Source organism: gamma proteobacterium symbiont of Axiagastus rosmarus (genome assembly GCF_059730925.1).
In genome coordinates, this window is record NZ_AP035925.1 from 3224307 (window position 1) to 3245107 (window position 20801).

Annotated in this window: 19 protein-coding genes; 4 read left to right on the forward strand and 15 right to left on the reverse strand. The window is 56.3% G+C overall.

Features of this window, described 5'->3' with window-relative positions:
- Nucleotides 1–18: 18 nt before the first annotated feature.
- The 15 genes from rnhB to rpsB form a co-directional block, all read right to left on the reverse strand.
- Nucleotides 19–645 (reverse strand): ribonuclease HII, encoded by a 627-nt coding sequence (gene rnhB / locus AC6I8F_RS15350; protein ID WP_104188150.1) that lies wholly within the window; start codon nucleotides 643–645, stop codon nucleotides 19–21.
- Entirely contained in the window at nucleotides 638–1786 is a 1149-nt protein-coding gene (gene lpxB / locus AC6I8F_RS15355; RefSeq protein WP_058759532.1) for a lipid-A-disaccharide synthase, read from the reverse strand. The genes rnhB and lpxB overlap by 8 nt, the downstream gene beginning before the upstream one ends.
- A gap of 3 nt (nucleotides 1787–1789) precedes the next feature.
- Entirely contained in the window at nucleotides 1790–2578 is a 789-nt protein-coding gene (gene lpxA / locus AC6I8F_RS15360) for an acyl-ACP--UDP-N-acetylglucosamine O-acyltransferase (RefSeq protein WP_021507480.1), read from the reverse strand.
- A gap of 3 nt (nucleotides 2579–2581) precedes the next feature.
- A complete protein-coding gene (gene fabZ, locus AC6I8F_RS15365; RefSeq protein ID WP_013507953.1) occupies nucleotides 2582–3037 on the reverse strand; it encodes a 3-hydroxyacyl-ACP dehydratase FabZ in 456 nt (151 codons plus the stop codon).
- A gap of 194 nt (nucleotides 3038–3231) precedes the next feature.
- Nucleotides 3232–4257, reverse strand: a complete 1026-nt coding sequence (gene lpxD, locus AC6I8F_RS15370; protein WP_021507481.1) for a UDP-3-O-(3-hydroxymyristoyl)glucosamine N-acyltransferase — start codon at nucleotides 4255–4257, stop codon at nucleotides 3232–3234.
- 3 nt (nucleotides 4258–4260) lie between these two features.
- Nucleotides 4261–4758 (reverse strand): molecular chaperone Skp, encoded by a 498-nt coding sequence (skp, locus tag AC6I8F_RS15375; protein ID WP_021507482.1) that lies wholly within the window; start codon nucleotides 4756–4758, stop codon nucleotides 4261–4263.
- A 113-nt stretch (nucleotides 4759–4871) separates the two neighbouring features.
- Nucleotides 4872–7283, reverse strand: a complete 2412-nt coding sequence (gene bamA / locus AC6I8F_RS15380; protein WP_021507483.1) for an outer membrane protein assembly factor BamA — start codon at nucleotides 7281–7283, stop codon at nucleotides 4872–4874.
- Between the two features lie 51 nt (nucleotides 7284–7334).
- Complete coding sequence (gene rseP / locus AC6I8F_RS15385; RefSeq protein WP_058759530.1) at nucleotides 7335–8684, reverse strand: sigma E protease regulator RseP; 1350 nt, start codon at nucleotides 8682–8684, stop codon at nucleotides 7335–7337.
- 12 nt (nucleotides 8685–8696) lie between these two features.
- Nucleotides 8697–9554, reverse strand: coding sequence for a phosphatidate cytidylyltransferase (gene cdsA, locus AC6I8F_RS15390; RefSeq protein ID WP_010616187.1), 858 nt, complete (start codon nucleotides 9552–9554; stop codon nucleotides 8697–8699).
- Nucleotides 9555–9572: 18 nt separating this feature from the next.
- Nucleotides 9573–10325 (reverse strand): (2E,6E)-farnesyl-diphosphate-specific ditrans,polycis-undecaprenyl-diphosphate synthase, encoded by a 753-nt coding sequence (gene ispU, locus AC6I8F_RS15395; protein WP_058759529.1) that lies wholly within the window; start codon nucleotides 10323–10325, stop codon nucleotides 9573–9575.
- 165 nt (nucleotides 10326–10490) lie between these two features.
- Entirely contained in the window at nucleotides 10491–11693 is a 1203-nt protein-coding gene (ispC, locus tag AC6I8F_RS15400; protein WP_058774798.1) for a 1-deoxy-D-xylulose-5-phosphate reductoisomerase, read from the reverse strand.
- Between the two features lie 115 nt (nucleotides 11694–11808).
- Nucleotides 11809–12366 carry a ribosome recycling factor gene (frr, locus tag AC6I8F_RS15405; protein WP_498028198.1) on the reverse strand — a complete coding sequence of 186 codons (558 nt, stop codon included), beginning with the start codon at nucleotides 12364–12366 and terminating at the stop codon, nucleotides 11809–11811.
- A 148-nt stretch (nucleotides 12367–12514) separates the two neighbouring features.
- Nucleotides 12515–13240 (reverse strand): UMP kinase, encoded by a 726-nt coding sequence (gene pyrH, locus AC6I8F_RS15410; protein ID WP_010616191.1) that lies wholly within the window; start codon nucleotides 13238–13240, stop codon nucleotides 12515–12517.
- Nucleotides 13241–13393: 153 nt separating this feature from the next.
- A complete protein-coding gene (gene tsf, locus AC6I8F_RS15415; RefSeq protein ID WP_058759527.1) occupies nucleotides 13394–14245 on the reverse strand; it encodes a translation elongation factor Ts in 852 nt (283 codons plus the stop codon).
- 180 nt (nucleotides 14246–14425) lie between these two features.
- Complete coding sequence (gene rpsB / locus AC6I8F_RS15420) at nucleotides 14426–15145, reverse strand: 30S ribosomal protein S2 (protein WP_031279692.1); 720 nt, start codon at nucleotides 15143–15145, stop codon at nucleotides 14426–14428.
- Between the two features lie 317 nt (nucleotides 15146–15462).
- Here rpsB and map point away from each other — a divergent pair, with 317 nt between their 5' ends.
- The 4 genes from map to AC6I8F_RS15440 all read left to right on the forward strand — a co-directional run bounded on the left by map (nucleotide 15463) and on the right by AC6I8F_RS15440 (nucleotide 20793).
- Complete coding sequence (gene map, locus AC6I8F_RS15425; RefSeq protein WP_021507491.1) at nucleotides 15463–16257, forward strand: type I methionyl aminopeptidase; 795 nt, start codon at nucleotides 15463–15465, stop codon at nucleotides 16255–16257.
- A 197-nt stretch (nucleotides 16258–16454) separates the two neighbouring features.
- Entirely contained in the window at nucleotides 16455–19109 is a 2655-nt protein-coding gene (gene glnD / locus AC6I8F_RS15430) for a bifunctional uridylyltransferase/uridylyl-removing protein GlnD (protein WP_021507492.1), read from the forward strand.
- Between the two features lie 172 nt (nucleotides 19110–19281).
- Nucleotides 19282–20106, forward strand: a complete 825-nt coding sequence (dapD, locus tag AC6I8F_RS15435) for a 2,3,4,5-tetrahydropyridine-2,6-dicarboxylate N-succinyltransferase (protein WP_021507493.1) — start codon at nucleotides 19282–19284, stop codon at nucleotides 20104–20106.
- A 294-nt stretch (nucleotides 20107–20400) separates the two neighbouring features.
- Nucleotides 20401–20793 (forward strand): DUF3461 family protein, encoded by a 393-nt coding sequence (locus AC6I8F_RS15440; RefSeq protein ID WP_010616197.1) that lies wholly within the window; start codon nucleotides 20401–20403, stop codon nucleotides 20791–20793.
- The last annotated feature ends 8 nt before the right edge of the window (nucleotides 20794–20801 follow it).

Below are 20801 nucleotides of genomic sequence, written 5' to 3' on the forward strand. Positions count from 1 at the left end.
TAAAACAGCGTCAGGCTATTAAAGCGTAGTCGGCTGGCGCGCGGCCAGCACATCAGCATCAATCAGGGCGTTACGCACCGGCGCAAAGCTGCGGCGGTGGTGAGGTGTGGCACCAAACTGCGTCAGTTTTTCCATGTGCAGCGCGGTCGGGTAGCCTTTGTGCTGGGCGAAACCGTACTGCGGAAACAGCAGGTCCAGCTCGGCCATTTCACGGTCGCGCGTGACTTTGGCGATGATCGAGGCAGCGCTGATTTCCCGCACCAGGCTATCGCCCTTCACCACCGCCTGCGACGGCATCGGCAGCGCCGGACAGCGGTTGCCATCAATCAGGACAAAATCCGGTGCAATATGCAGACCGGCAACCGCGCGCTGCATCGCCAGCATGGTGGCGTGCAGGATGTTCAGCTGATCAATCTCTTCCGGTTCAGCGCGGCCCAGGCTCCACGCCAGCGCTTTCTCTTTGATTTCATCAAACAGCGCAAGGCGGCGTTTTTCAGACAGCTTTTTGGAATCCGCCAGGCCGGCAATCGGCTGCGCCGGATCGAGGATCACGGCGGCAGTCACCACGGCACCGACCAGCGGGCCACGTCCGACTTCATCAACGCCGGCAATCAGCCGGGCATCAGGATAGATAAATTCAGCCATTGGCAATCTCCAGTACCGCATCCGCCGCCTGTTCGTCGGCGTTCCAGCGAATCTGCTGATGCAATTGGGTGAAAGTGGCCAGCAGCGCGTCACGCTCCGGACCGGCATGCAGCAGCGGCTCCAGCGCCGCGGCTAACGCTGCAGGCTGGCACTCCTCCTGCAGTAGCTCCTGCACCAGCTCACGGCCGGCCAGCAGGTTAGGCAGCGAAACGTACGGGGTTTTCACCAGCCGCTTCGCCAGCCAGAAGGTGAACGGCTTCATACGATAGCCCACCACCATCGGACATTTCGCCAGCATGCACTCCAGCGCGGCAGTGCCGGAAGCCAGAATCGCCGCGTCGCTGGCGATCATCGCCTGACGCCCTTTGCCATCCAGCAGGTGCATCGGCAATTCCGGCGCGACGCTGGCTTTAATCTGCTCGAATTGCGCGCGCCGCTTCGCGTTAACCAGCGGCACCACGATCTCCAGCGCCGGATAGCGCTGGCGCAGCAGCTGTGCAGCGCGCAGGAAATCGGCGCTGAGCATCTCCACTTCCGCGCCGCGGCTGCCCGGCAGCAGGCCAAGGCACAGCGCATCGTCAGCGATACCTAATTCACGCCGCGCGGCCAGTTTGTCCGGCTGCAGCGGCATCGCATCGGCCATGGTGTGCCCGATGAAGCGGCACGGCACGTTGTAGCGATCGTAAAACGCTTTTTCAAAAGGCAGAAACGCCAGCACCAGATCGGTGTTGCGGCCAATTTTGAACACACGCTTTTGTCGCCAGGCCCACACGGAGGGACTGACGTAATGAATGGTGCGAATGCCGGCACGCTTGAGGTTGCCTTCCAGCGTGATGTTGAAATCCGGGGCATCGATGCCGACGAAGACATCCGGCCGCAGTTCGGTAAAGCGCTGGGTTAAATCCTTGCGGATGTGCAGCAAACGGCGCAGGCGGCCAAGCACCTCAACGATGCCCATTACCGCCAGCTCTTCCATCTCGTACCAGGCTTCGCAGCCTTCGGCCTGCATCAGCGGACCGGCAACGCCAACAAAGCGCGCGTCAGGATGGCGCGCTTTCAGCGCACGAATCAATCCGGCACCAAGAATATCGCCGGAGGTTTCTCCGGCGACCAGGGCAATCGTTAAGGGACGCACTGACATGAATTAACGAATCAATCCACGGGTAGAACGGGCAAAGAAGTCGTAGAAAGGCTGCACTTCGCTATGAAGTTTAGCCAGTTCTTCAATCTCCGGCTTCACTTCATCCAGCGTTTTACCGCTGCGGTACAGCAGCTTGTACGCGTTACGAATGGCGTGCAGTGCCTCTTTGCTGAAGCCACGACGCTTCAGGCCTTCGATATTGACACCGAACGGCGTGGCATGGTTGCCCTGCGCAATCACGTACGGCGGCACGTCCTGCGCGACGCCGGAACAACCGCCTACCATCACGTGGGCACCAATGGTGCACCACTGGTGCACCGCCGTCACGCCGCCGATGATGGCAAAATCATCCACGGTAACGTGGCCGCCCAGCGTTACGTTGTTGGCCAGAATACAGCGATTGCCGATCACGCAGTCATGGGCAATGTGCGCGTTGACCATCAGCAGGTTGTCGCTGCCGACTTTGGTCAGGCCGCCACCCTGCGTGGTGCCACGATGAATGGTGACGCTCTCGCGGATGCGGTTGCGATCGCCGACTTCAACGCGGGTCGGTTCACCGGCATATTTCAGATCCTGATTCACTTCGCCAATCGAAACGAACTGGTAGATCTGGTTATCTTTACCGATACGCGTGTGGCCATTCACCACCACGTGCGATTTCAGCACCGTGCCTTCGCCAATTTCCACGTTCGCTCCGACAACACAAAACGGACCGATTTGGACGTTGGCGCCGATCACCGCACCTTCTTCAATGATGGACGTTGGATGGATGCTGGCGGTTGAATCAATCACTAATTATGCCTCCCGGCTACGGGCACACATCATGGTCGCTTCACAGACAATCTTACCGTCTACGGTTGCCACGCCTTTGAAGCGCGTCAGGCCACGGCGGGTCTTCTCGAAGGTGACTTCCATGATCATCTGGTCGCCCGGCACTACCGGACGCTTGAAACGGGCTTCGTCGATACCGGCGAAATAGTACAGCTCGCCCGGTTCCAGTTTTCCAACGCTTTTAAACGCCAGAATACCGGTCGCCTGCGCCATCGCTTCCAGGATCAGAACGCCTGGGAAAATCGGTTTACCAGGGAAGTGTCCCTGGAAAAACGGTTCATTAACAGAAACGTTCTTTACCGCACGCAGATATTTATGCTCTTCAAATTCCAGCACGCGGTCAACCAGCAAAAACGGGTAGCGGTGCGGCAGCAGTTCTAAAATCTCTTCAATTTTCAGAGTATGCGTTTCAGTTGTCAAAATACTCTTCCTGTCCTAAAAAATCTGATGGCAACAATAACACGGCCTGCACCGATCAAAATGATCTTTCGCAGGCCGCAAATCAGTTCAGTGGCGTTTCGCTTACCATGATACCTGCTGCCGCACTCTGGTTAACCCCGAGGTGAAAGAAGGTACGCTGCTTTATTATGAAAGCGGGTAGAGCCGGGATGTGCTCAGTCGTCTTTGCCGACCTTGCGTTCGATGGCTTTTAAGCGTTTGCTCATGTCATCGATGTTCATCACCAGCGCTGCCGTTTTACGCCAGGTTTTGTTGGGTTGCAGCGGGATACCCGATGAGTATACCCCAGGCTCTGTGATGGGACGCATGACCATGCCCATGCCGGTTACCGTCACTTTGTCACAGATTTCCATATGGCCGTTAATGACGCTGGCTCCGCCAATCATACAGTAACGCCCAATCTTCAGACTACCCGCCATGATCACACCACCGGCAACCGCGGTGTTATCACCAATCACGACGTTATGCGCAATCTGGCACTGGTTGTCTATGATAACACCATTGCCGATCAGAGTGTTATCCAGCGCACCGCGATCGATCGTGGTACAGGCGCCAATTTCTACCCGATCGCCAATCACCACGGTGCCCAGCTGAGGAATTTTCACCCAGTTGCCGCGGTCGTTAGCATAACCGAAACCATCGGCACCAATCACGGTGCCAGACTGAATCAGACAATCCTGACCAATCTGAATCTCATGATAAACCGTAACGTTGGCCCACAGACGGGAACCACGGCCAATGCGCGTGCGCTTGCCGACAAAGCAGCCGGCGCCAATCACCACGTCATCACCCAGCTCAACGCCGGACTCGATGACCGCGTTAGCGCCCACCGAGACATTGTTCCCCAGCTTCGCGCTCGGATCGATCACGGCGCTGGGCGCGATATTTTGCGCGGGCTGCGGCGTGGTGTCCAGCAGTTGTGCCATGCGGGCATAAGTCAGGTAAGGGTTTTTCACCACCAGCGCGGCGGTTTTACACCACTCCAGATCCGCTTCCGTCAGCACCACGGCTGAGGCCTGAACCTGTGCGAGCTGCTCGCGGTAGCGGCTGTTGGCAAGAAAAGTGATTTGACCAGGGGTGGCGGATTGCATAGAAGCAATGCCGGAGATGGCGATATCGCCATCTCCGTGCAATTCTGCATCCAACTGCTGGGCTAAATCAGCCAGTCGAATTGATGACATCGATTATTTAACCTGTTTCAGCACGTCAGCAGTAATGTCTTTCGCGTTAGAAGCATAGGCAACGGCATTGGCGTCGATTACCACGTCATACCCTTCGCTGTCCGCCACTTTCTTCACTGCGTCCTGAATACGGCTCAGCAGTTTGTTACGCTCTTCCATCTGACGACGGCGGTTATCCTGATCGAAAGCCTGCGCTTTCGTCGAGAATGCTTCGCGCTGTGACATGATGTCTTTTTCCATGCGGCTGCGGTCGCTGGCCTTCATGGTTGAACCATCACGCTGCAGTTTCTGCATTTTAGTCTGCAGATCGCGCTCCTGGCTCTGCAGCTCAGTAGCACGGCCCTTGAATTCGTTTTCCAGCTGTTTAGCAACGGTCGCACGTTGCGGTAACTGTTGGAAAATGCTGGACACGTTTACCACTGCAATTTTGTCAGCAGCCTGAACGCCCGCGGAAACCGCTAAAGCAAGACCCAGACCTGCGGCACACAACAACTTTTTCACTATAAACTCCTTACCATCAACGTTTGTGTCAGCGACACAGTGTTGGCATCGTCCGGCTCCCGTCTGGCGCCGGCGCGATGCCGTACTACGACTCTGCTTCCGTGCTCAGAACCTTACCAGGTTTTACCGATGTTAAACTGGAACTGTTCTGCTTTGTCTCCCTCGACTTTCTTCACTGGCTGTGCGTAGGAGAACACCAGTGGTCCAAGTGGCGACATCCACTGCAGCGCAAGACCGGCAGAGACGCGAATGTTGTTCGGGTCGCTGTAGTCCGGAATGCCTGCCGCGCGGGTTTCCGCGGTGTTCTGCCACTTGGTATCCCAGACGGTACCGGCATCCATAAATACCGAGGTACGTACTGAGTTCGCATATTTCTCGCTCAGGAACGGCGTTGGCGTAATCAGCTCAAGGCTGGCGATCGCCATGGCGTTACCGCCCACCGCATCGTCAGACTTACAGATGCCGTCCGGATCGGTCAGATTACAGCTCGACGAACGATCGTTCAGGTAAGCGGCTTTCGGACCAATGGTGTTGGACTGGAAGCCACGCACGGTGCTGGAACCGCCGGCGTAGAAGTTCTCATAGAACGGCATCTCTTTGCCACCGAGTCCGTCACCGTAGCCAACACGGCCACGACCCAGCACCACCCAGGTGCCATCACGGTTCAGCGGCACGTACTGCTGGGTGTCCAGCGTCGCTTTGTAGAACGAGTTATCAGAGCCCGGGATGGTCACTTTACCGTTCAGGTTGGTACGGTTACCGCGCGTCGGGAAGAAACCACGATCGAGCGTGTTGTACGTCCAGCCGTAGTTGAAGGTGAAGTCATCCGCAGAGAAATCACCGTCATCATTCAGCCCCTGATGACGACCCACCGAGTCAAGGTAACGCCACATCGCCACCTGCGGACGCATGTTGGACAGGTCGTTGTGCACATAACCTAAGCCGACGCGCAGCGTGTTATTTTCGTTAACCGGGAAGCCGAGCGTACCGTCCACACCGTAACTTTTGTTGGTGTAGTCGGAGAGATCAGCATCATCCGCTTTAAAGTCGTTGTAGAAGAGGCGGCCGCCGAGGCTCACACCGTCCACCGTGAAGTACGGATCGGTGAGTGAGAATTCTGCGTAAGTCTGGTAGTCGTTCTTGGTACCGCTGATGCCGACGGTATTACCGGTGCCGAGCCAGTTCTCCTGGGTCACGCCGACCTGGAAGCTGACGCCACTCTCCGTACCGTAACCCACACCAAAGTTGAAGGTACCGGTGTTACGCTCTTTAACTTTGTAAACCACGTCAACCTGGTCTGGCGAGCCCGGAACGCGCTGGGTATCAACGTCCACGGTTTCGAAGTAACCGGTACGGTTCAGGCGCTCTTTGCCCTGATCGACGAGGTCGCTGCCCAGCCATGCGCCTTCCATCTGACGCATTTCGCGGCGCAGTACGGCATCTTTCGAGGTGTCGTTACCTTCAAAACGCACTTTACGCACGTAGTAACGGTTACCGGCATCAACGTTGATGTGCAGCTTAACGGTTTTATCCGCATCGTTGATTTCCGGCTGCGTCACCACGCGAGGATAGGCGTAGCCATAACGGCCCAGCAGCTTCTTGATGTCATCTTCCATCTGGGTGACTTTGGTGCCGTTATACAGCTCACCGTTAGGAATCTGCGTCAGGTGCTCAATTTCCGCCGAGTGGCCCGCCATGCTGCCGTTGACGATCACGCCGGCAATCTTGTACTGATCGCCTTCGGTGATATTGACGGTGATGTAGATGCCTTTCTTGTCCGGCGTCAGGCTCACCTGCGTGGAATCAATATTGAAACGCGCATAACCGCGATCCAGATAGAAGCTGCGCAGGGTTTCGAGATCGCCCGCCAGTTTCTGCTTCTGGTATTTACGATCGCCCACCACGTTCCACCACGGCACTTCATCGCGCAGCTGGAAGCGGGAGATCAGTTCGTCTGAGCTGAACGCTTTGTTGCCGACAATGTTGATCTGCTGGATCTTGGCCGATACGCCTTCCTGGAAGACGAATTTCAGATCGACACGGTTACGCGGCAGCGGCGTCGCGATGGCTTTGACGCTGGCGGTATATTTACCGACGCTGTAGTAAAAGTCCTCCAGCCCCTTCTCGATGGAAGAGAGCGTGGTGCGGTCAAGCGCTTCGCCGACGCGCACACCGGAGGCCTCAAGGTTCTCCTTCAGCTGATCCTCTTTCACCGCTTTGTTACCGGAGAAGGTGATGCTGGCAATGGTCGGACGTTCCTTCACCTGAACAATCAGGGTGGTGCCGTCACGCAGAACCTGGACATCTTCAAAGTTACCGGTAGCGAACAGTGAGCGAATGGTGTTTCTGATGTCATCATCATTCACCGTATCACCGACGCGTACCGGCATGCTGAGCAGAGCCGCGCCGACGGCGACTCGCTGTAGACCTTCGAAATGAATGTCCTTCACTACGAAATCGTCTGCACCGTAAACGGTGGCGCTGCTAAACAGCAGCGACGCTATGAGCAACTTTTTCATCGCCATCGTTGTTATGCGTTTTCCTAACACATCCCGCGCCTGTCTGCGTTCCAGCGATTACAGGCGAGAGAAATCATTGAAAAGTGCAAGCCCCATTAAAAGCACCAGCAAAATTGAGCCGATGCGATAACTGAAGTCCTGAACTCGCTCGGACACCGGTCCACCTTTGATCTTTTCGATCGCCAGAAAGAGCAGATGTCCACCATCTAAAACCGGCAGAGGGAACAGATTGATGATCCCTAAGTTGACGCTAATCAGCGCGAGGAACATCAGGTAATAAATCACCCCATATTCAGCTGATAATCCGGCACCCTGCGCAATCGAAATTGGCCCGCTCAGGTTATTCAGCTTGACGTCCCCGGTTATCAACTTGCCCAGCATCGAAACCGTCAGCTTCATCAGTTGCCAGGTTTTGACACCGGCTTCACCAATCGCGGCGAAAGGTCCGTACTGTTTTACCGTTTTGTACTCATCCGGCAGCGGGATAACACGCGGGATCACCCCGGCAAAACCTTCCGCTGCGTTGCCCGGTTTCGCTTCCGGCGTTAGCGTCAGCGTTAACGGTTCACCGTTACGCTCAACCTCCAGCGCCATGTTTTTGCCGGGATTATCCCGAACCTGAGCCGCAAAAACCTGCCATTGCGTTAATGGCTGACCATCGACTTTAACGATCCTGTCGCCGGCTTGCAAACCGGCAGCACTTGCCGGTGAACGCGCCTGCACTTCTGCCAGCGTGGTTTCGATTTGCGGCCCGCGCGGTCGAATACCTAAAGCGACCACCGGGTCCTGTTTGTCCGGTTCAAATTGCCAGTCACGCAGATTGAGCTGTTTCTGCTGCGTCGCCTGCTGACCAAACTGTGACACGGTCAGCGTGGCGCTGCTGTCGCCGATTTTACCGATCAGCGCCAGGCGCACAGCATCCCAGTCAGGCGTTTCGATACCGTCAACCGCTTTAAGTTCCATGCCGGAGGTAATTTGCGCTTCTGCCGCGACGGAACCGCTCATAATTTCGCCGACCACCGGGCGAACACCCGGCACACCATGGATGAACACCACCCAGTAGGCAAACACGGCAAAGATGAAATTGGCGATGGGACCGGCGGCAATGATTGAGGCACGCTGCAGCACGGTTTTATTGTTGAAGGCCTGATGACGCAGCTCAGCGGGCACGCTCTCTACGCGCTCGTCGAGCATTTTGACGTAGCCACCGAGCGGAATCAGCGCGATCACGTATTCCGTGCCCTGGCGATCAGTGCGACGCCACAGGGCTTTGCCGAAACCGATCGAGAAGCGTTCTACTTTGACACCGCAGCGACGCGCCACCCAGAAGTGGCCGAACTCGTGCACCGTAATCAGCACGCCGAGCGCCACGATAAAGGCGACAAAACTCCAGAGTATGCTCAACATCGTCGCTTATCCTCAGAGGGTGCGGAACACCAGCAGCAGCAGGCAGGCAAATACCGGCACCGCGGCTGTCAGGCTATCAATGCGATCGAGGATACCACCGTGCCCCGGAATCAGGTTACCGCTGTCTTTGATACCGGCTTCACGTTTGAACATACTTTCCGTGAGATCGCCCAGCACGGAGGCCAGCGTGGCAATCACGGCGCAGATAATCAGCGTGCCCGGCGCCACCGATAGCGGGGCCAGCAGCGCAAACAGCCAGGCGATAATCGCCGATGACAGCAGTCCGCCAAAGAAGCCTTCCCAGGTTTTGCCCGGCGAGACTTTCGGCGCCAGCTTATGCTTGCCGAACAGACGACCAAACATGTAAGCACCGGAATCCGCGCCCCAGACGAGGAACATCACGAACAGCAGCCACCAGGCGCCGGCGAAATGGTCGGTGTCATAGTGATACTGGCGCAGCGCCATCATGCCCCAGAAGAACGGCACCACGGTCAGCACGCCAAACAGCAGGCGCAGCGGACGCGATGCGCGCCACAGCGCAGCGGAGGCCGGATAAAACAGCACGAGAAACAGCGCGACAATCCACCAGCCCAGCGAGGCCCAGAGCGAGCTCTCCATCTGGAACTGGTGCAGATTACGTTGATAGGGTTGCAGGGTGAACAGCATCACCGCCAGCAGCAGGCCGCATAGCACCGCCAGCCAGATACGCTGCTGACGCGTTGCCATCCCCGCCAGCTGCCCCCACTCCCAGGCGGCAAGCATGCAGATGATGATGGTGGTAATCGCAAAACCGGACAGCGGCAACCAAAACAGAGCAGCGATCACCAGCGGAATCAGAATAAACGCGGTGATCAGACGAGACTTCAGCAAAGGTTACCCCCAGGTTGCTCAGGCGCCGCCTGGTGCAGCGCCGCCATAGCGTCGCTCCCGCAGAGAGAATGCATTCAGTGCACCTTCAAAAACGTGTTCATCAAAATCAGGCCAGAGAACATCGGTAAACCAAAACTCAGCATAGGCGATCTGCCACAGCAGGAAGTTGCTGATCCGATGCTCTCCCCCGGTCCTTATCACTAAATCCACCGGCGCCAGCTCCTGCATACACAAATGCGGAGCCAGACTTTCTTCAGTTATCTGGTCAGGACGTAGCAGTCCTTCCTGAACCTGTTCAGCCAGTTTTTTTACACCCTGGATAATATCCCAACGGCCGCCATAGTTGGCAGCAATGTTGAGGGTGAGTCCATCATTTTGCTGAGTCAGTTCCTCGGCGCGGCGAATGCGTTCCTGAATGCGGTTATTGAAACGGCTGATATCACCAATAATGCGCAGACGCACATTGTGCTTGTGCAGGCTTTTGACTTCGCTGTCGAGCGCCCAGACAAACAATTCCATTAAGGCCGTCACTTCCTGTACCGGTCGGCTCCAGTTTTCACTGCTGAACGCATAGAGCGTGAGCGCTTCCAGCTTGTTGCTGACCGCAAAGCTGACGGCCCGGCGTACTGATTTTACCCCGGCTTTGTGGCCTGAAATACGCAGTTTGCCCTGATTTTTTGCCCAGCGACCATTACCATCCATAATGATGGCCACGTGACGTGGCGTGCAGTACGACCCGTCATCGATTGTATTGTGATTGTTGGACGACATAACGCGTAATAATTCCTTTCATCAGAAATGCTGTGGTTTCTGAATACATTGCGCCTGCGGCAAACGCCGGAAACTTCACCGGATGACATCGAAACAATGTCGGGCCGTAAAACGCGAGCGAGCGACTATACCATTTTCACCCTGAGCGAACAAATAGCGCCACCATCAACCGGCTAAACGAAAGCGCGGCAGCAACGCCGTGGCCCGCACGCGTGCAATCCGATCAATCTCCATCACGTCATCCACGCTGCCCGGCTCCTGACACTGCAGGGTTGCCAGCACTTCACTGTTGATGGCCGCGATATCGGTAAAGCGAATCTGATGCTGCAGAAATGCCGCTACCGCGACTTCATTGGCTGCGTTCAGCGTGGTGGTGGCCGCCTGTCCGGTTGCGCATGCATCGATTGCCAGCTTCAGGCAGGGATAGCGTGCGTAGTCCGGCTCAGCAAACGTCAGCGCCTTCATTCGGGTGAAATCAAGCGGCGTTACGCCTGCGGTAATACGTGCCGGCCAGGCCATGCTGTGGGCGATTGGCGTGCGCATATCGGGTGAACCCAGCTGTGCCAGCACGCTACCGTCGCAGTATCGCACCATGGAGTGAATCACCGACTGCGGATGCAGGATGACCTCCATTTGTGCGTCGGTGGCGTTAAACAGCCAGCGGGCTTCAATGTATTCAAGACCTTTATTCATCATGGTGGCCGAATCAACGGAGATTTTACGCCCCATTGACCAGTTCGGATGCGCACAGGCCTGATCTGGCGACATAGCGGCCAGCTCGGCTAATGGCGTGTCACGAAAAGGACCACCCGATCCCGTAAGGAGAATCGACTCGATGCCATTCTCCCGCAGATCAGCGTACCCCAACTGATGCTGTATGGAAGCGGGCAAACTCTGAAAAATGGCGTTGTGCTCGCTGTCAACCGGCAGCAACTGCGCCTGATGCTGGCGCACCGCCTCCATAAACAAACGGCCGCATGTGACAAGCGATTCTTTATTGGCAAGCAGGACGGTTTTGCCGGCGCGAATGGCGGCCAGCGTCGGTTGTAAACCGGAAGCGCCCACAATGGCGGCCATCACCTGATCGACCTCATCCAGCGCGGCCAGTTCGCAGGCGGCCTGAACGCCGGAGAGCACTTCCGTATCTATGTTGAGTGCTTTCAGTCGTTCACGCAGCGCCGCAGCGGAAGCGTCATCGGACATCGCCGCGTAGCGCGGTTTAAATTGCTGACACTGTTCGGCCATCAGCGCCACATTCTGACCTGCCACCAGCGCAGTCACCTGATAGCGCTCAGGATGCGCCGCCACTACCGCCAGCGTGCTGGTGCCAATTGAGCCGGTCGAACCCAGCAGAGTTAATCGCTTCATGGTGCTGTCCCTGTGAAGTCGTGGTGCGCGCCCGCGCGTACGCCGGGCACAATGTAAAACGCCGCCAGAGTCGTACTACGTCTCTGAACGGCGTTTTGTCAGGCAAATGACGGAATCAGAATTCCATCAGTTCCTTCTCTTTCTCGGCCAGCGCCGCATCAACGTACTTGATGCGAACGTCGGTCATTTTCTGGATCTCGTCCTGCGAGCGACGTTCGTCGTCTTCGCTGATCTCTTTGTCTTTCAGCAGCGCCTTGATCTTGTCGTTCGCGTCACGGCGCACGTTGCGCACGGAAACACGGCCCTGCTCGGCTTCGCCACGCACAACCTTGATCAGATCTTTACGACGCTCTTCGGTCAGCGCAGGCAGTGGAACACGAATGTCGCTACCGGCTGAGCTTGGGTTGAGGCCGAGGTCAGAAGCCATGATAGCTTTCTCGACTGCCGGACCCATTGAGCGATCGAACACGTTGATTTTCAGCGTGCGTGAATCTTCAACGGTGACGCTGGCCAGCTGACGCAGCGGCGTTGGCGTACCGTAATATTCCACAACGATGCCGTCGAGCAGTGAAGGCGAAGCACGACCGGTGCGCACTTTGCTGATGGTGTTTTTGAATGCTTCCACGCATTTGTCCATGCGCGTTTCAGCATCTTTTTTAATATCGTTAATCACGTTGAAACCCTTGGATTCGGTTTGACCTGGCCACTTCCGGACGCAGCGGAACGGAAACGGTATCGATAAACATCGATCATCCTGAATGCTGCGCGACAGCAGTGCAGCGCGCCAACAGAATATACCTTATTTTATCCTGCGTCGGGTATTAATGCGTAATCAGGGTGCCTTCTTTTTCACCCATCACCACGCGACGCAGCGCGCCAGGCTTGTTCATATTGAAGACGCGGATCGGCAGTTGATGGTCGCGCGCCAGCGTAAAGGCGGCCAGATCCATCACTTTCAGCTCTTTTTCCAGCACTTCACCGTAGGTCAGCTGTTCGTACAGCGTGGCATCCGGATTTTTCACCGGGTCGGCTGAGTAGACGCCGTCGACCTTGGTGGCTTTCAGTACCACGTCCGCTTCGATTTCGATGCCGCGCAGGCAGGCCGCTGAGTCGGTGGTAAAGAACGGGTTGCCGGTACCGGCAGAGAAGATCACCACGCGGTTATTGCGCAGCAGGCTGATGGCTTCTGCCCAGCTGTAGTTATCACACACGCCGTTCAGCGGAATCGCCGACATCAGGCGCGCGTTAACGTACGCACGATGCAGTGCGTCACGCATTGCCAGGCCGTTCATCACGGTCGCCAGCATCCCCATGTGGTCGCCGACCACGCGGTTCATACCTGCCTGCGCCAGACCCGCGCCACGGAACAGGTTACCGCCACCAATTACCACACCCACCTGAATGCCCAGCTCAACCAGCTCTTTCACCTCTTGCGCCATACGGTCAAGTACGCTCGCGTCGATACCAAAACCTTCGGCACCCTGCAGTGCTTCGCCGCTCAGTTTCAGTAAGATACGTTGATATACAGGTTTTGCGTTGGTCGCCATGGTCAATTCTTCCTGGAAGATAAGATGAATGAGAAGTTAAATCTGATCGATCATCCGCTTAGCGCGTGAGAAAAGCTATTGGGATGAGACTGAAAATTGCTGCGCCAAAACGCAGACAAAAAAGAACCGCCTCTCGGCGGTTCCTGCAAACCATTAAGACTGTTTGGACATGGCAGCAACTTCGGCTGCAAAGTCAGATTCGACTTTCTCAATGCCTTCGCCCACTTCGAAGCGGATGAAGTTGATCACGTCAGCGCCTTTCTCTTTCAGCGCCTGGCCAACAGTTTTGCTCGGATCGATAACGAAAGCCTGACCGGTCAGAGAGACTTCGCCGGTGAATTTCTTCATACGGCCTTCAACCATCTTCTCTGCGATCTCTTTTGGCTTGCCAGACTGCATCGCGATGTCCAGCTGAACCTGGTACTCTTTCTCAACCACGTCAGCAGAAACGTCTTCTGGCTTCACGAACTCTGGCTTGCTGGCAGCAACGTGCATCGCAATCTGCTTGCTCAGCTCTTCATCAGCGCCGGTGGTAGAAACCAGTACGCCGATGCGCGCGCCGTGCAGATAGCCGTTCAGCTCAGCACCTTCGAGGACAGCAACACGACGGATGTTGATGTTCTCACCGATTTTCGCAACCAGTGCCACGCGCTCTTCTTCGAACTGCGCTTTCAGAACTTCCACATCAGTCACTTTACCGGCAGCAGCAGCGTCCAGCACTTTGTCAGCAAAGGCCTGGAAACCGGCATCTTTTGCCACGAAGTCAGTCTGGCAGTTCACTTCCAGAATCACGCCATAGTCGCCAGCGATTTTGGTTTTGATCACGCCGTCAGCAGCCACGTTGCCTGCTTTCTTAGCAGCTTTGATCGCACCAGACTTGCGCATGTTCTCGATCGCCAGCTCAATGTCGCCGTTCGCTTCGGTCAGCGCTTTTTTGCAGTCCATCATGCCTGCGCCAGTACGCTCGCGCAGTTCTTTTACCAGTGCAGCGGTAATTTCAGCCATTCCAGAATCCTCGATTCGTCTCGCAGTGCTTTCACACTGTCAGAAACTTGTTGCGGAAAATTTACTTGCCCCGCCAGCCCGAACAGGGTGCGTGACTAAGTGAGATAAATAAAGGGGCCTTCACGGCCCCTTAACAGATCACATCTGATGTCTAAGGGCTCTCAGAAAGAGCGAACCTTATTAAGCTTCAGCAGCTTCTTCAGCCTGCTCAGCCAGGTCCTGTGAACGGCCTTCGCGCACGGTAGTGGCAACGGCAGTCAGGTACAGGCTTACAGCACGGATCGCATCGTCGTTACCTGGGATAACGAAATCAACGCCGTCTGGATCAGAGTTAGTATCAACGATAGCAAATACCGGGATACCCAGGTTGTTTGCTTCTTTGATTGCGATGTGTTCGTGGTCAGCGTCAACAACGAACAGTGCATCCGGCAGACCGCCCATATCTTTGATACCGCCCAGGCTGTTTTCCAGCTTGGCCAGCTCACGAGCACGCATCAGTGCTTCTTTCTTGGTCAGTTTGTCGAAAGTACCGTCCTGAGACTGAGTTTCCAGATCTTTCAGGCGTTTGATTGACTGACGAACGGTTTTCCAGTTGGTCAGCATACCACCCAGCCAGCGGTGGTTAACGAAGAACTGGTCGCAGCTCAGCGCAGACTCTTTTACCGCTTCGGCAGCAGCGCGCTTGGTACCAACAAACAGAATCTTACCTTTACGGGAAGAGATCTTGTTCAGCTCAGCCAGGGCTTCGTTGAACATTGGTACGGTTTTCTCAAGGTTGATGATGTGAACTTTGTTACGCGCACCAAAAATGAATGGCTTCATTTTTGGGTTCCAGTAACGGGTCTGGTGACCGAAGTGAACACCAGCCTTGAGCATGTCGCGCATGGAAACAGTTGCCATGATTACCTCTAAAAGTTTGTTTGGGGTTGGGCCTCCATGTATCCCATACAACCGACCTCTTACGAGGCACCCCGGCGTACGTGTCGATACATGTGTGTTTTAGTACACATAATGAGATTTATGCGTTTCCTGCCCTCTCATACGAGGTGACAGAGAATCGTCGGCGCGCTTTATACCACAATGCGCAGGAATACGCCAACAGTTGTTAGCATGAGCGGCAGGGTATAATCCCGATTTGGCAGCCCATTTGCTGACTGCTAACATGACTGCCACAGAACTCATTATTGTCGAAAATTGCGGCGATTGCGGATTATTTAATGGCCATTTCAATCAAAACCCCAGAAGAAATCGAAAAAATGCGCGTGGCGGGCCGTCTGGCTGCCGAAGTGCTGGAGATGATTGCTCCACACGTCGTGCCAGGCGTCACCACCGGCGAGCTTGACCGTCTGTGCCACCAGCACATCACCGAAAAGCAGCAGGCCATTTCAGCCTGTCTCGGCTACCACGGTTTCCCGAAATCAGTGTGTATTTCGGTCAACGAAGTGGTATGTCACGGTATTCCCAGCGACGATCGCGTGCTGAAAGACGGGGATATCGTTAACGTCGACGTCACGGTGATCAAAGATGAGTACCATGGCGATACGTCAAAGATGTTCATCGTCGGCAAACCGACGATTCAGGGCGAGCGCCTGTGCCGGGTTACGCAGGAGAGCCTGTACATTGCGCTGCGTCTGGTGAAGCCGGGCATTCGCCTGCGTGAACTGGGCCGGGCGATTCAGAAATACGTGGAAGCACAGGATTTTTCCGTGGTCCGCGAGTATTGCGGACACGGCATCGGTAAAGGCTTCCATGAAGAGCCGCAGGTGCTGCATTACGATGCCGACGACAGCGGCGTGGTGCTGCAGGCTGGCATGACGTTTACCGTCGAACCGATGGTAAACGCCGGTGATTATCGCATCCGCACCATGAAAGATGGCTGGACGGTGAAAACCAAAGATCGCAGCTTGTCCGCACAGTATGAGCATACTATTGTGGTGACGGAAAACGGCTGTGAGATCCTGACGCTGCGCGCCGACGACACTATTCCAGCGGTGCTGGAAAACAACGCGTAACGCTCGTCATCAGGATAACAGGCCGGCTCAAAACGAACGCCTGTCAGTTTAGGTTCACCCATCCCTGCACCTCCCGTAGCGGCGCCATCAGTTGCGCGTTAACCCGCGCCGCTACTGCGGTGATGTCACGGACGGTGGCTAACTGAACGGCATCACGGCGTTAAGCCCGCTTTTTATGGCGCAGAAGAGGCATGTTGATGAGTGGTAGCGTGACCGAAGCAGTACACAAAGGCCTGACCGATTCCCCCGCCAGCTGGCCAGACGACGCGCTGACGCGCGACAAACTCAAACAGTATCTTGAACAGTTCCAGCAGCATCTGGGCAGCGCTTTTGACGCCGGCAGCGATATTGAATCGCTGATTGATGCGCGCACGCTGTTTATCGATCGCCTGCTGCGCCGGCTGTGGCGGCTGTTTGGCTTTGACCAGATGAAAGAGATCGCGCTGGTGGCGGTGGGCGGCTATGGCCGCGGCGAGCTGCATCCGCTGTCGGACATCGACGTGCTGATCCTGAGCCGTCAGCCACTGGACGAAGCTGCCGCGCAGCGCACCTCAGAACTGCTGACGCTGATGTGGGATCTCAAGCTGGAGGTCGGCCACAGCGTACGCACGCTGGAAGAGTGTCTGCTGGAGGGCTTGTCGGATCTCACCGTCGCCACCAACCTGATTGAGTCGCGCATGCTGACCGGCGACGTGGCGCTGTTTCTCGAACTGCAAAAGAATATCTTCAGCGACGGTTTCTGGCCGTCGTCACGCTTCTTCGCCGCCAAAATTGAGGAGCAGCTGGAACGCCATCAGCGTTATCACGGCACCAGCTACAACCTCGAACCGGATATCAAAAGCAGCCCGGGCGGGCTGCGCGACATTCATACTCTGCAGTGGGTCGCGCGCCGCCACTTTGGCGCCACCACCATGGATGAGATGGTCGGCTTTGGCTTTCTCACTGAAGCCGAACGCAATGAGATCAATGAGTGCCAGGAATTTCTCTGGCGCATCCGTTTCGCGCTGCACCTGACGCTGCCGCGCTACGATAACCGCTTACTGTTCGATCGCCAGCTCAACGTGGCACAGCGCCTCAACTATGGCGGCGAAGGCAATGAGCCGGTTGAGCGCATGATGAAAGATTTCTATCGCGTCACGCGCCGTATCGGCGAGCTGAACCAGATGCTGCTGCAGCTGTTTGACGAAGCCATTCTGGCGCTGTCGACCACCGAGAAGCCGCGCAGCATCGATGAGGATTTTCAGCTGCGCGGTAATCTGATCGACCTGCGCGATCCCACGCTGTTTGAGCGCGAGCCGCAGGCGATTCTGCGCATGTTTTACGTGATGGTGCGTAACGAAACCATCACCGGCATCTATTCCACCACGCTACGCCAGCTGCGCTACGCCCGCCGTCATCTGCAACAGCCGCTGTGTCAGATCCCCGAAGCGCGCCGCACCTTTATGGCGATTCTGCGCCATCCAGGCGCGGTAAAGCGCGCGCTGCTGCCGATGCATCGCCACAGCGTACTGTGGGCTTATACGCCGCTGTGGGGCAATATTGTCGGCCAGATGCAGTTCGACCTGTTTCACGCCTACACCGTGGATGAGCACACCATCCGCGTGTTGCAGAAGCTGGAAAGTTTTGCCGACGAAGCCACGCGCCCGATGCACCCGCTGTGCGTCGAGCTGTGGCCGCGCCTGCCACAGCCGGAGCTGCTGCTGATGGCCGCGCTGCTGCACGATATCGCCAAAGGGCGCGGCGGCGACCACTCGATTCTTGGCGCGCAGGACGCGCTGGACTTTGCTGAGCTGCACGGCCTCAATTCGCGCGAAATGCAGCTGGTGGCGTGGCTGGTGCGTCATCACCTGCTGATGTCGGTGACTGCTCAGCGTCGCGACATTCAGGACCCCACGGTGATTCAGCAGTTTGCTGAAGTGATGCAAAATGAAAACCGGCTGCGCTATCTGGCCTGCCTGACGGTTGCCGACATCTGTGCCACCAATGAAAGCCTGTGGAACAGCTGGAAACAGAGCCTGCTACGTGAGCTGTTCTTCGCCACCGAAAAACAGCTGCGCCGCGGTATGGAGAACAGCCCGGATCTGCGCGAGCGCGTGCGTCATCACCGGCTGCAGGCGCTGGCGCTACTGCGCATGGAAAATCTCAACGAAGAGCGCCTGCACCATATCTGGAGCCGCTGCCGCGCCGACTACTTCCTGCGCCATACGCCCAACCAGCTGGCGTGGCACGCGCGGCATCTGATCAATCATGACCTCAGCAAACCGCTGGTGCTGGTGAGCCCGCAGGCCACGCGCGGCGGCACCGAGATCTTCATCTGGAGCCCGGATCGCCCTTACCTGTTTGCCGCCGTAGCCGGAGAACTCGATCGCCGTAATCTGAGCGTGCACGATGCGCAGATCTTTACCAGCCGCGACGGCATGGCCATGGACACCTTTATTGTGCTGGAGCCGGACGGCAGTCCGCTGGCAGCGGATCGCCATCCGCTGATTATTCAGGCGCTGGAGCAGGCGATCACGCAAACGCAGTGGGTGCCACCGCGTACGCGCCGGCCGTCGTCACGTCTGAAACACTTCAGCGTCGATACCGAAGTCAACTTTTTGCCCACCCATACCGACCGCCGCAGCTATCTGGAGCTGGTGGCGCTGGACCAGCCAGGTTTGCTGGCGCGCGTCGGCGAAGTGTTTGCTGACCTCGGTGTTTCGCTGCACGGCGCCCGCATCAGTACCATCGGCGAACGGGTGGAGGATTTGTTCATCCTTGCCAACAGCGAACGACGTGCGCTGGATGCCGAAATGCGCTCCGTGCTGCAACAACGGTTGACAGAGGTACTTAATCCAAACGATAAAATGTGACCCGGCTTACATTCTTCACGTTGCCGATGCATTGGCCTGGTGACCCGGCCCATCCGTGGATCTCGCTCCGATAGGCGCGCCACCGTTCTGCAGCATGAAGGATGTTTGCCCGATAATTTTACTCTGCACGCCAGCTGGCGTGCATCCGCAATGACAGACTCAGGAATTAAATATGCAACAGTTACAGAGCGTTATCGAATCTGCCTTTGAACGCCGCGCCGACATTACGCCGACCAGCGTAGACAGCGCCACCCGTGAAGCGATCAACCAGGTGATTGGCCTGCTGGACAGCGGTGAACTGCGCGTGTCAGAAAAGATCAACGGCGAATGGGTAACGCATCAGTGGCTGAAAAAAGCGGTACTGCTGTCGTTCCGTATCAACGACAATCAGGTGATCGACGGGGCAGAAACCCGCTTCTACGACAAAGTGCCGATGAAATTTGCCGGCTGGGATGAAGCGCGCTTTAAAAGCGCCGGCTTCCGTGTGGTGCCACCGGCCGCAGTGCGTCAGGGTGCATTCATTGCGCGCAATACCGTGCTGATGCCGTCCTATGTCAACATCGGTGCGTATGTCGATGAAGGCACCATGGTAGACACCTGGGCCACCGTCGGCTCCTGTGCGCAGATTGGTAAAAACGTGCACCTGTCCGGCGGCGTCGGCATCGGCGGCGTACTGGAACCACTGCAGGCTAATCCAACCATCATCGAAGATAACTGCTTTATCGGTGCCCGTTCCGAGATCGTTGAAGGCGTGATCGTCGAAGAAGGCTCAGTGATCTCTATGGGCGTTTACATCGGCCAGAGCACCAAAATTTATGACCGTGAGACCGGTGAAGTGCACTACGGTCGCGTACCGGCAGGTTCGGTGGTGGTTTCCGGTAATCTGCCGTCTAAAGATGGCAGCTACAGCCTGTACTGTGCGGTAATCGTGAAGAAAGTCGACGCGAAAACGCTGGCAAAAACCGGCATCAACGAACTGCTGCGTACCATCGATTAAGTTTTTTCTTCCCGCCTATTTTTATGCCCACGGGCCTGTATTCAGGCCCGTCATTTTTTCTTTACACTCCTGCCGCTATTACCTGTTTCGCGCCGCGAATTAACAGGTGCGTTTGTTTTTCAAACAGGTCATAATCCGCGCCAGTTAACTCCGGTCGCGCACTGTTCATCCCGGTTTTTGTGTCTACAGTTGATTAAGTATGCCGTAAGCGTTCGGTTCGTTGCGCTTATTACGCAGCCGAATGATGATGATAATCCTGCGCGCTCACTCACTCTCAGATGGAATATAAACGCTATGTACGACAACCTGAAAAGCTTAGGTATCAGCAATCCTGAAGACATTGACCGCTACAGCCTGCGTCAGGAAGCCAACAACGACATCCTGAAAATCTACTTCCGCAAAGACAAGGGCGAGTTCTTCGCCAAAAGCGTGAAGTTTAAATACCCGCGTCAGCGCAAAACCGTGGTGGCCGATCACACCACCCAGGGTTATAAAGAGATTCAGGAAATCAGCCCTAATCTGCGTTACGTGATCGACGAACTGGATCAGATCTGCCAGCGCGATCAGGTAGAAGTGGATCTGAAGCGCAAAATCCTCGCCGATCTGCGCCATCTGGAGAACGTGGTGTCGAACAAAATCGCGGAAATCGAATCCGATCTCGATCAGCTGACCCGCAACGGTCGCTAATTCCCGCC

Excerpts from the sequence above, each read along its gene's own strand:
- rnhB (WP_104188150.1), bottom strand. The coding sequence starts at position 645 with ATGGCTGAATTTATCTATCCTGATGCCCGGCTGATTGCCGGCGTTGAT.
- lpxB (WP_058759532.1), bottom strand. The coding sequence starts at position 1,786 with ATGTCAGTGCGTCCCTTAACGATTGCCCTGGTCGCCGGAGAAACCTCC.
- lpxD (WP_021507481.1), bottom strand. The coding sequence starts at position 4,257 with ATGTCATCAATTCGACTGGCTGATTTAGCCCAGCAGTTGGATGCAGAA.
- bamA (WP_021507483.1), bottom strand. The coding sequence starts at position 7,283 with ATGGCGATGAAAAAGTTGCTCATAGCGTCGCTGCTGTTTAGCAGCGCC.
- rseP (WP_058759530.1), bottom strand. The coding sequence starts at position 8,684 with ATGTTGAGCATACTCTGGAGTTTTGTCGCCTTTATCGTGGCGCTCGGC.
- ispU (WP_058759529.1), bottom strand. The coding sequence starts at position 10,325 with ATGTCGTCCAACAATCACAATACAATCGATGACGGGTCGTACTGCACG.
- ispC (WP_058774798.1), bottom strand. The coding sequence starts at position 11,693 with ATGAAGCGATTAACTCTGCTGGGTTCGACCGGCTCAATTGGCACCAGC.
- pyrH (WP_010616191.1), bottom strand. The coding sequence starts at position 13,240 with ATGGCGACCAACGCAAAACCTGTATATCAACGTATCTTACTGAAACTG.
- tsf (WP_058759527.1), bottom strand. The coding sequence starts at position 14,245 with ATGGCTGAAATTACCGCTGCACTGGTAAAAGAACTGCGCGAGCGTACT.
- rpsB (WP_031279692.1), bottom strand. The coding sequence starts at position 15,145 with ATGGCAACTGTTTCCATGCGCGACATGCTCAAGGCTGGTGTTCACTTC.
- map (WP_021507491.1), top strand. The coding sequence starts at position 15,463 with ATGGCCATTTCAATCAAAACCCCAGAAGAAATCGAAAAAATGCGCGTG.
- glnD (WP_021507492.1), top strand. The coding sequence starts at position 16,455 with ATGAGTGGTAGCGTGACCGAAGCAGTACACAAAGGCCTGACCGATTCC.
- dapD (WP_021507493.1), top strand. The coding sequence starts at position 19,282 with ATGCAACAGTTACAGAGCGTTATCGAATCTGCCTTTGAACGCCGCGCC.
- AC6I8F_RS15440 (WP_010616197.1), top strand. The coding sequence starts at position 20,401 with ATGTACGACAACCTGAAAAGCTTAGGTATCAGCAATCCTGAAGACATT.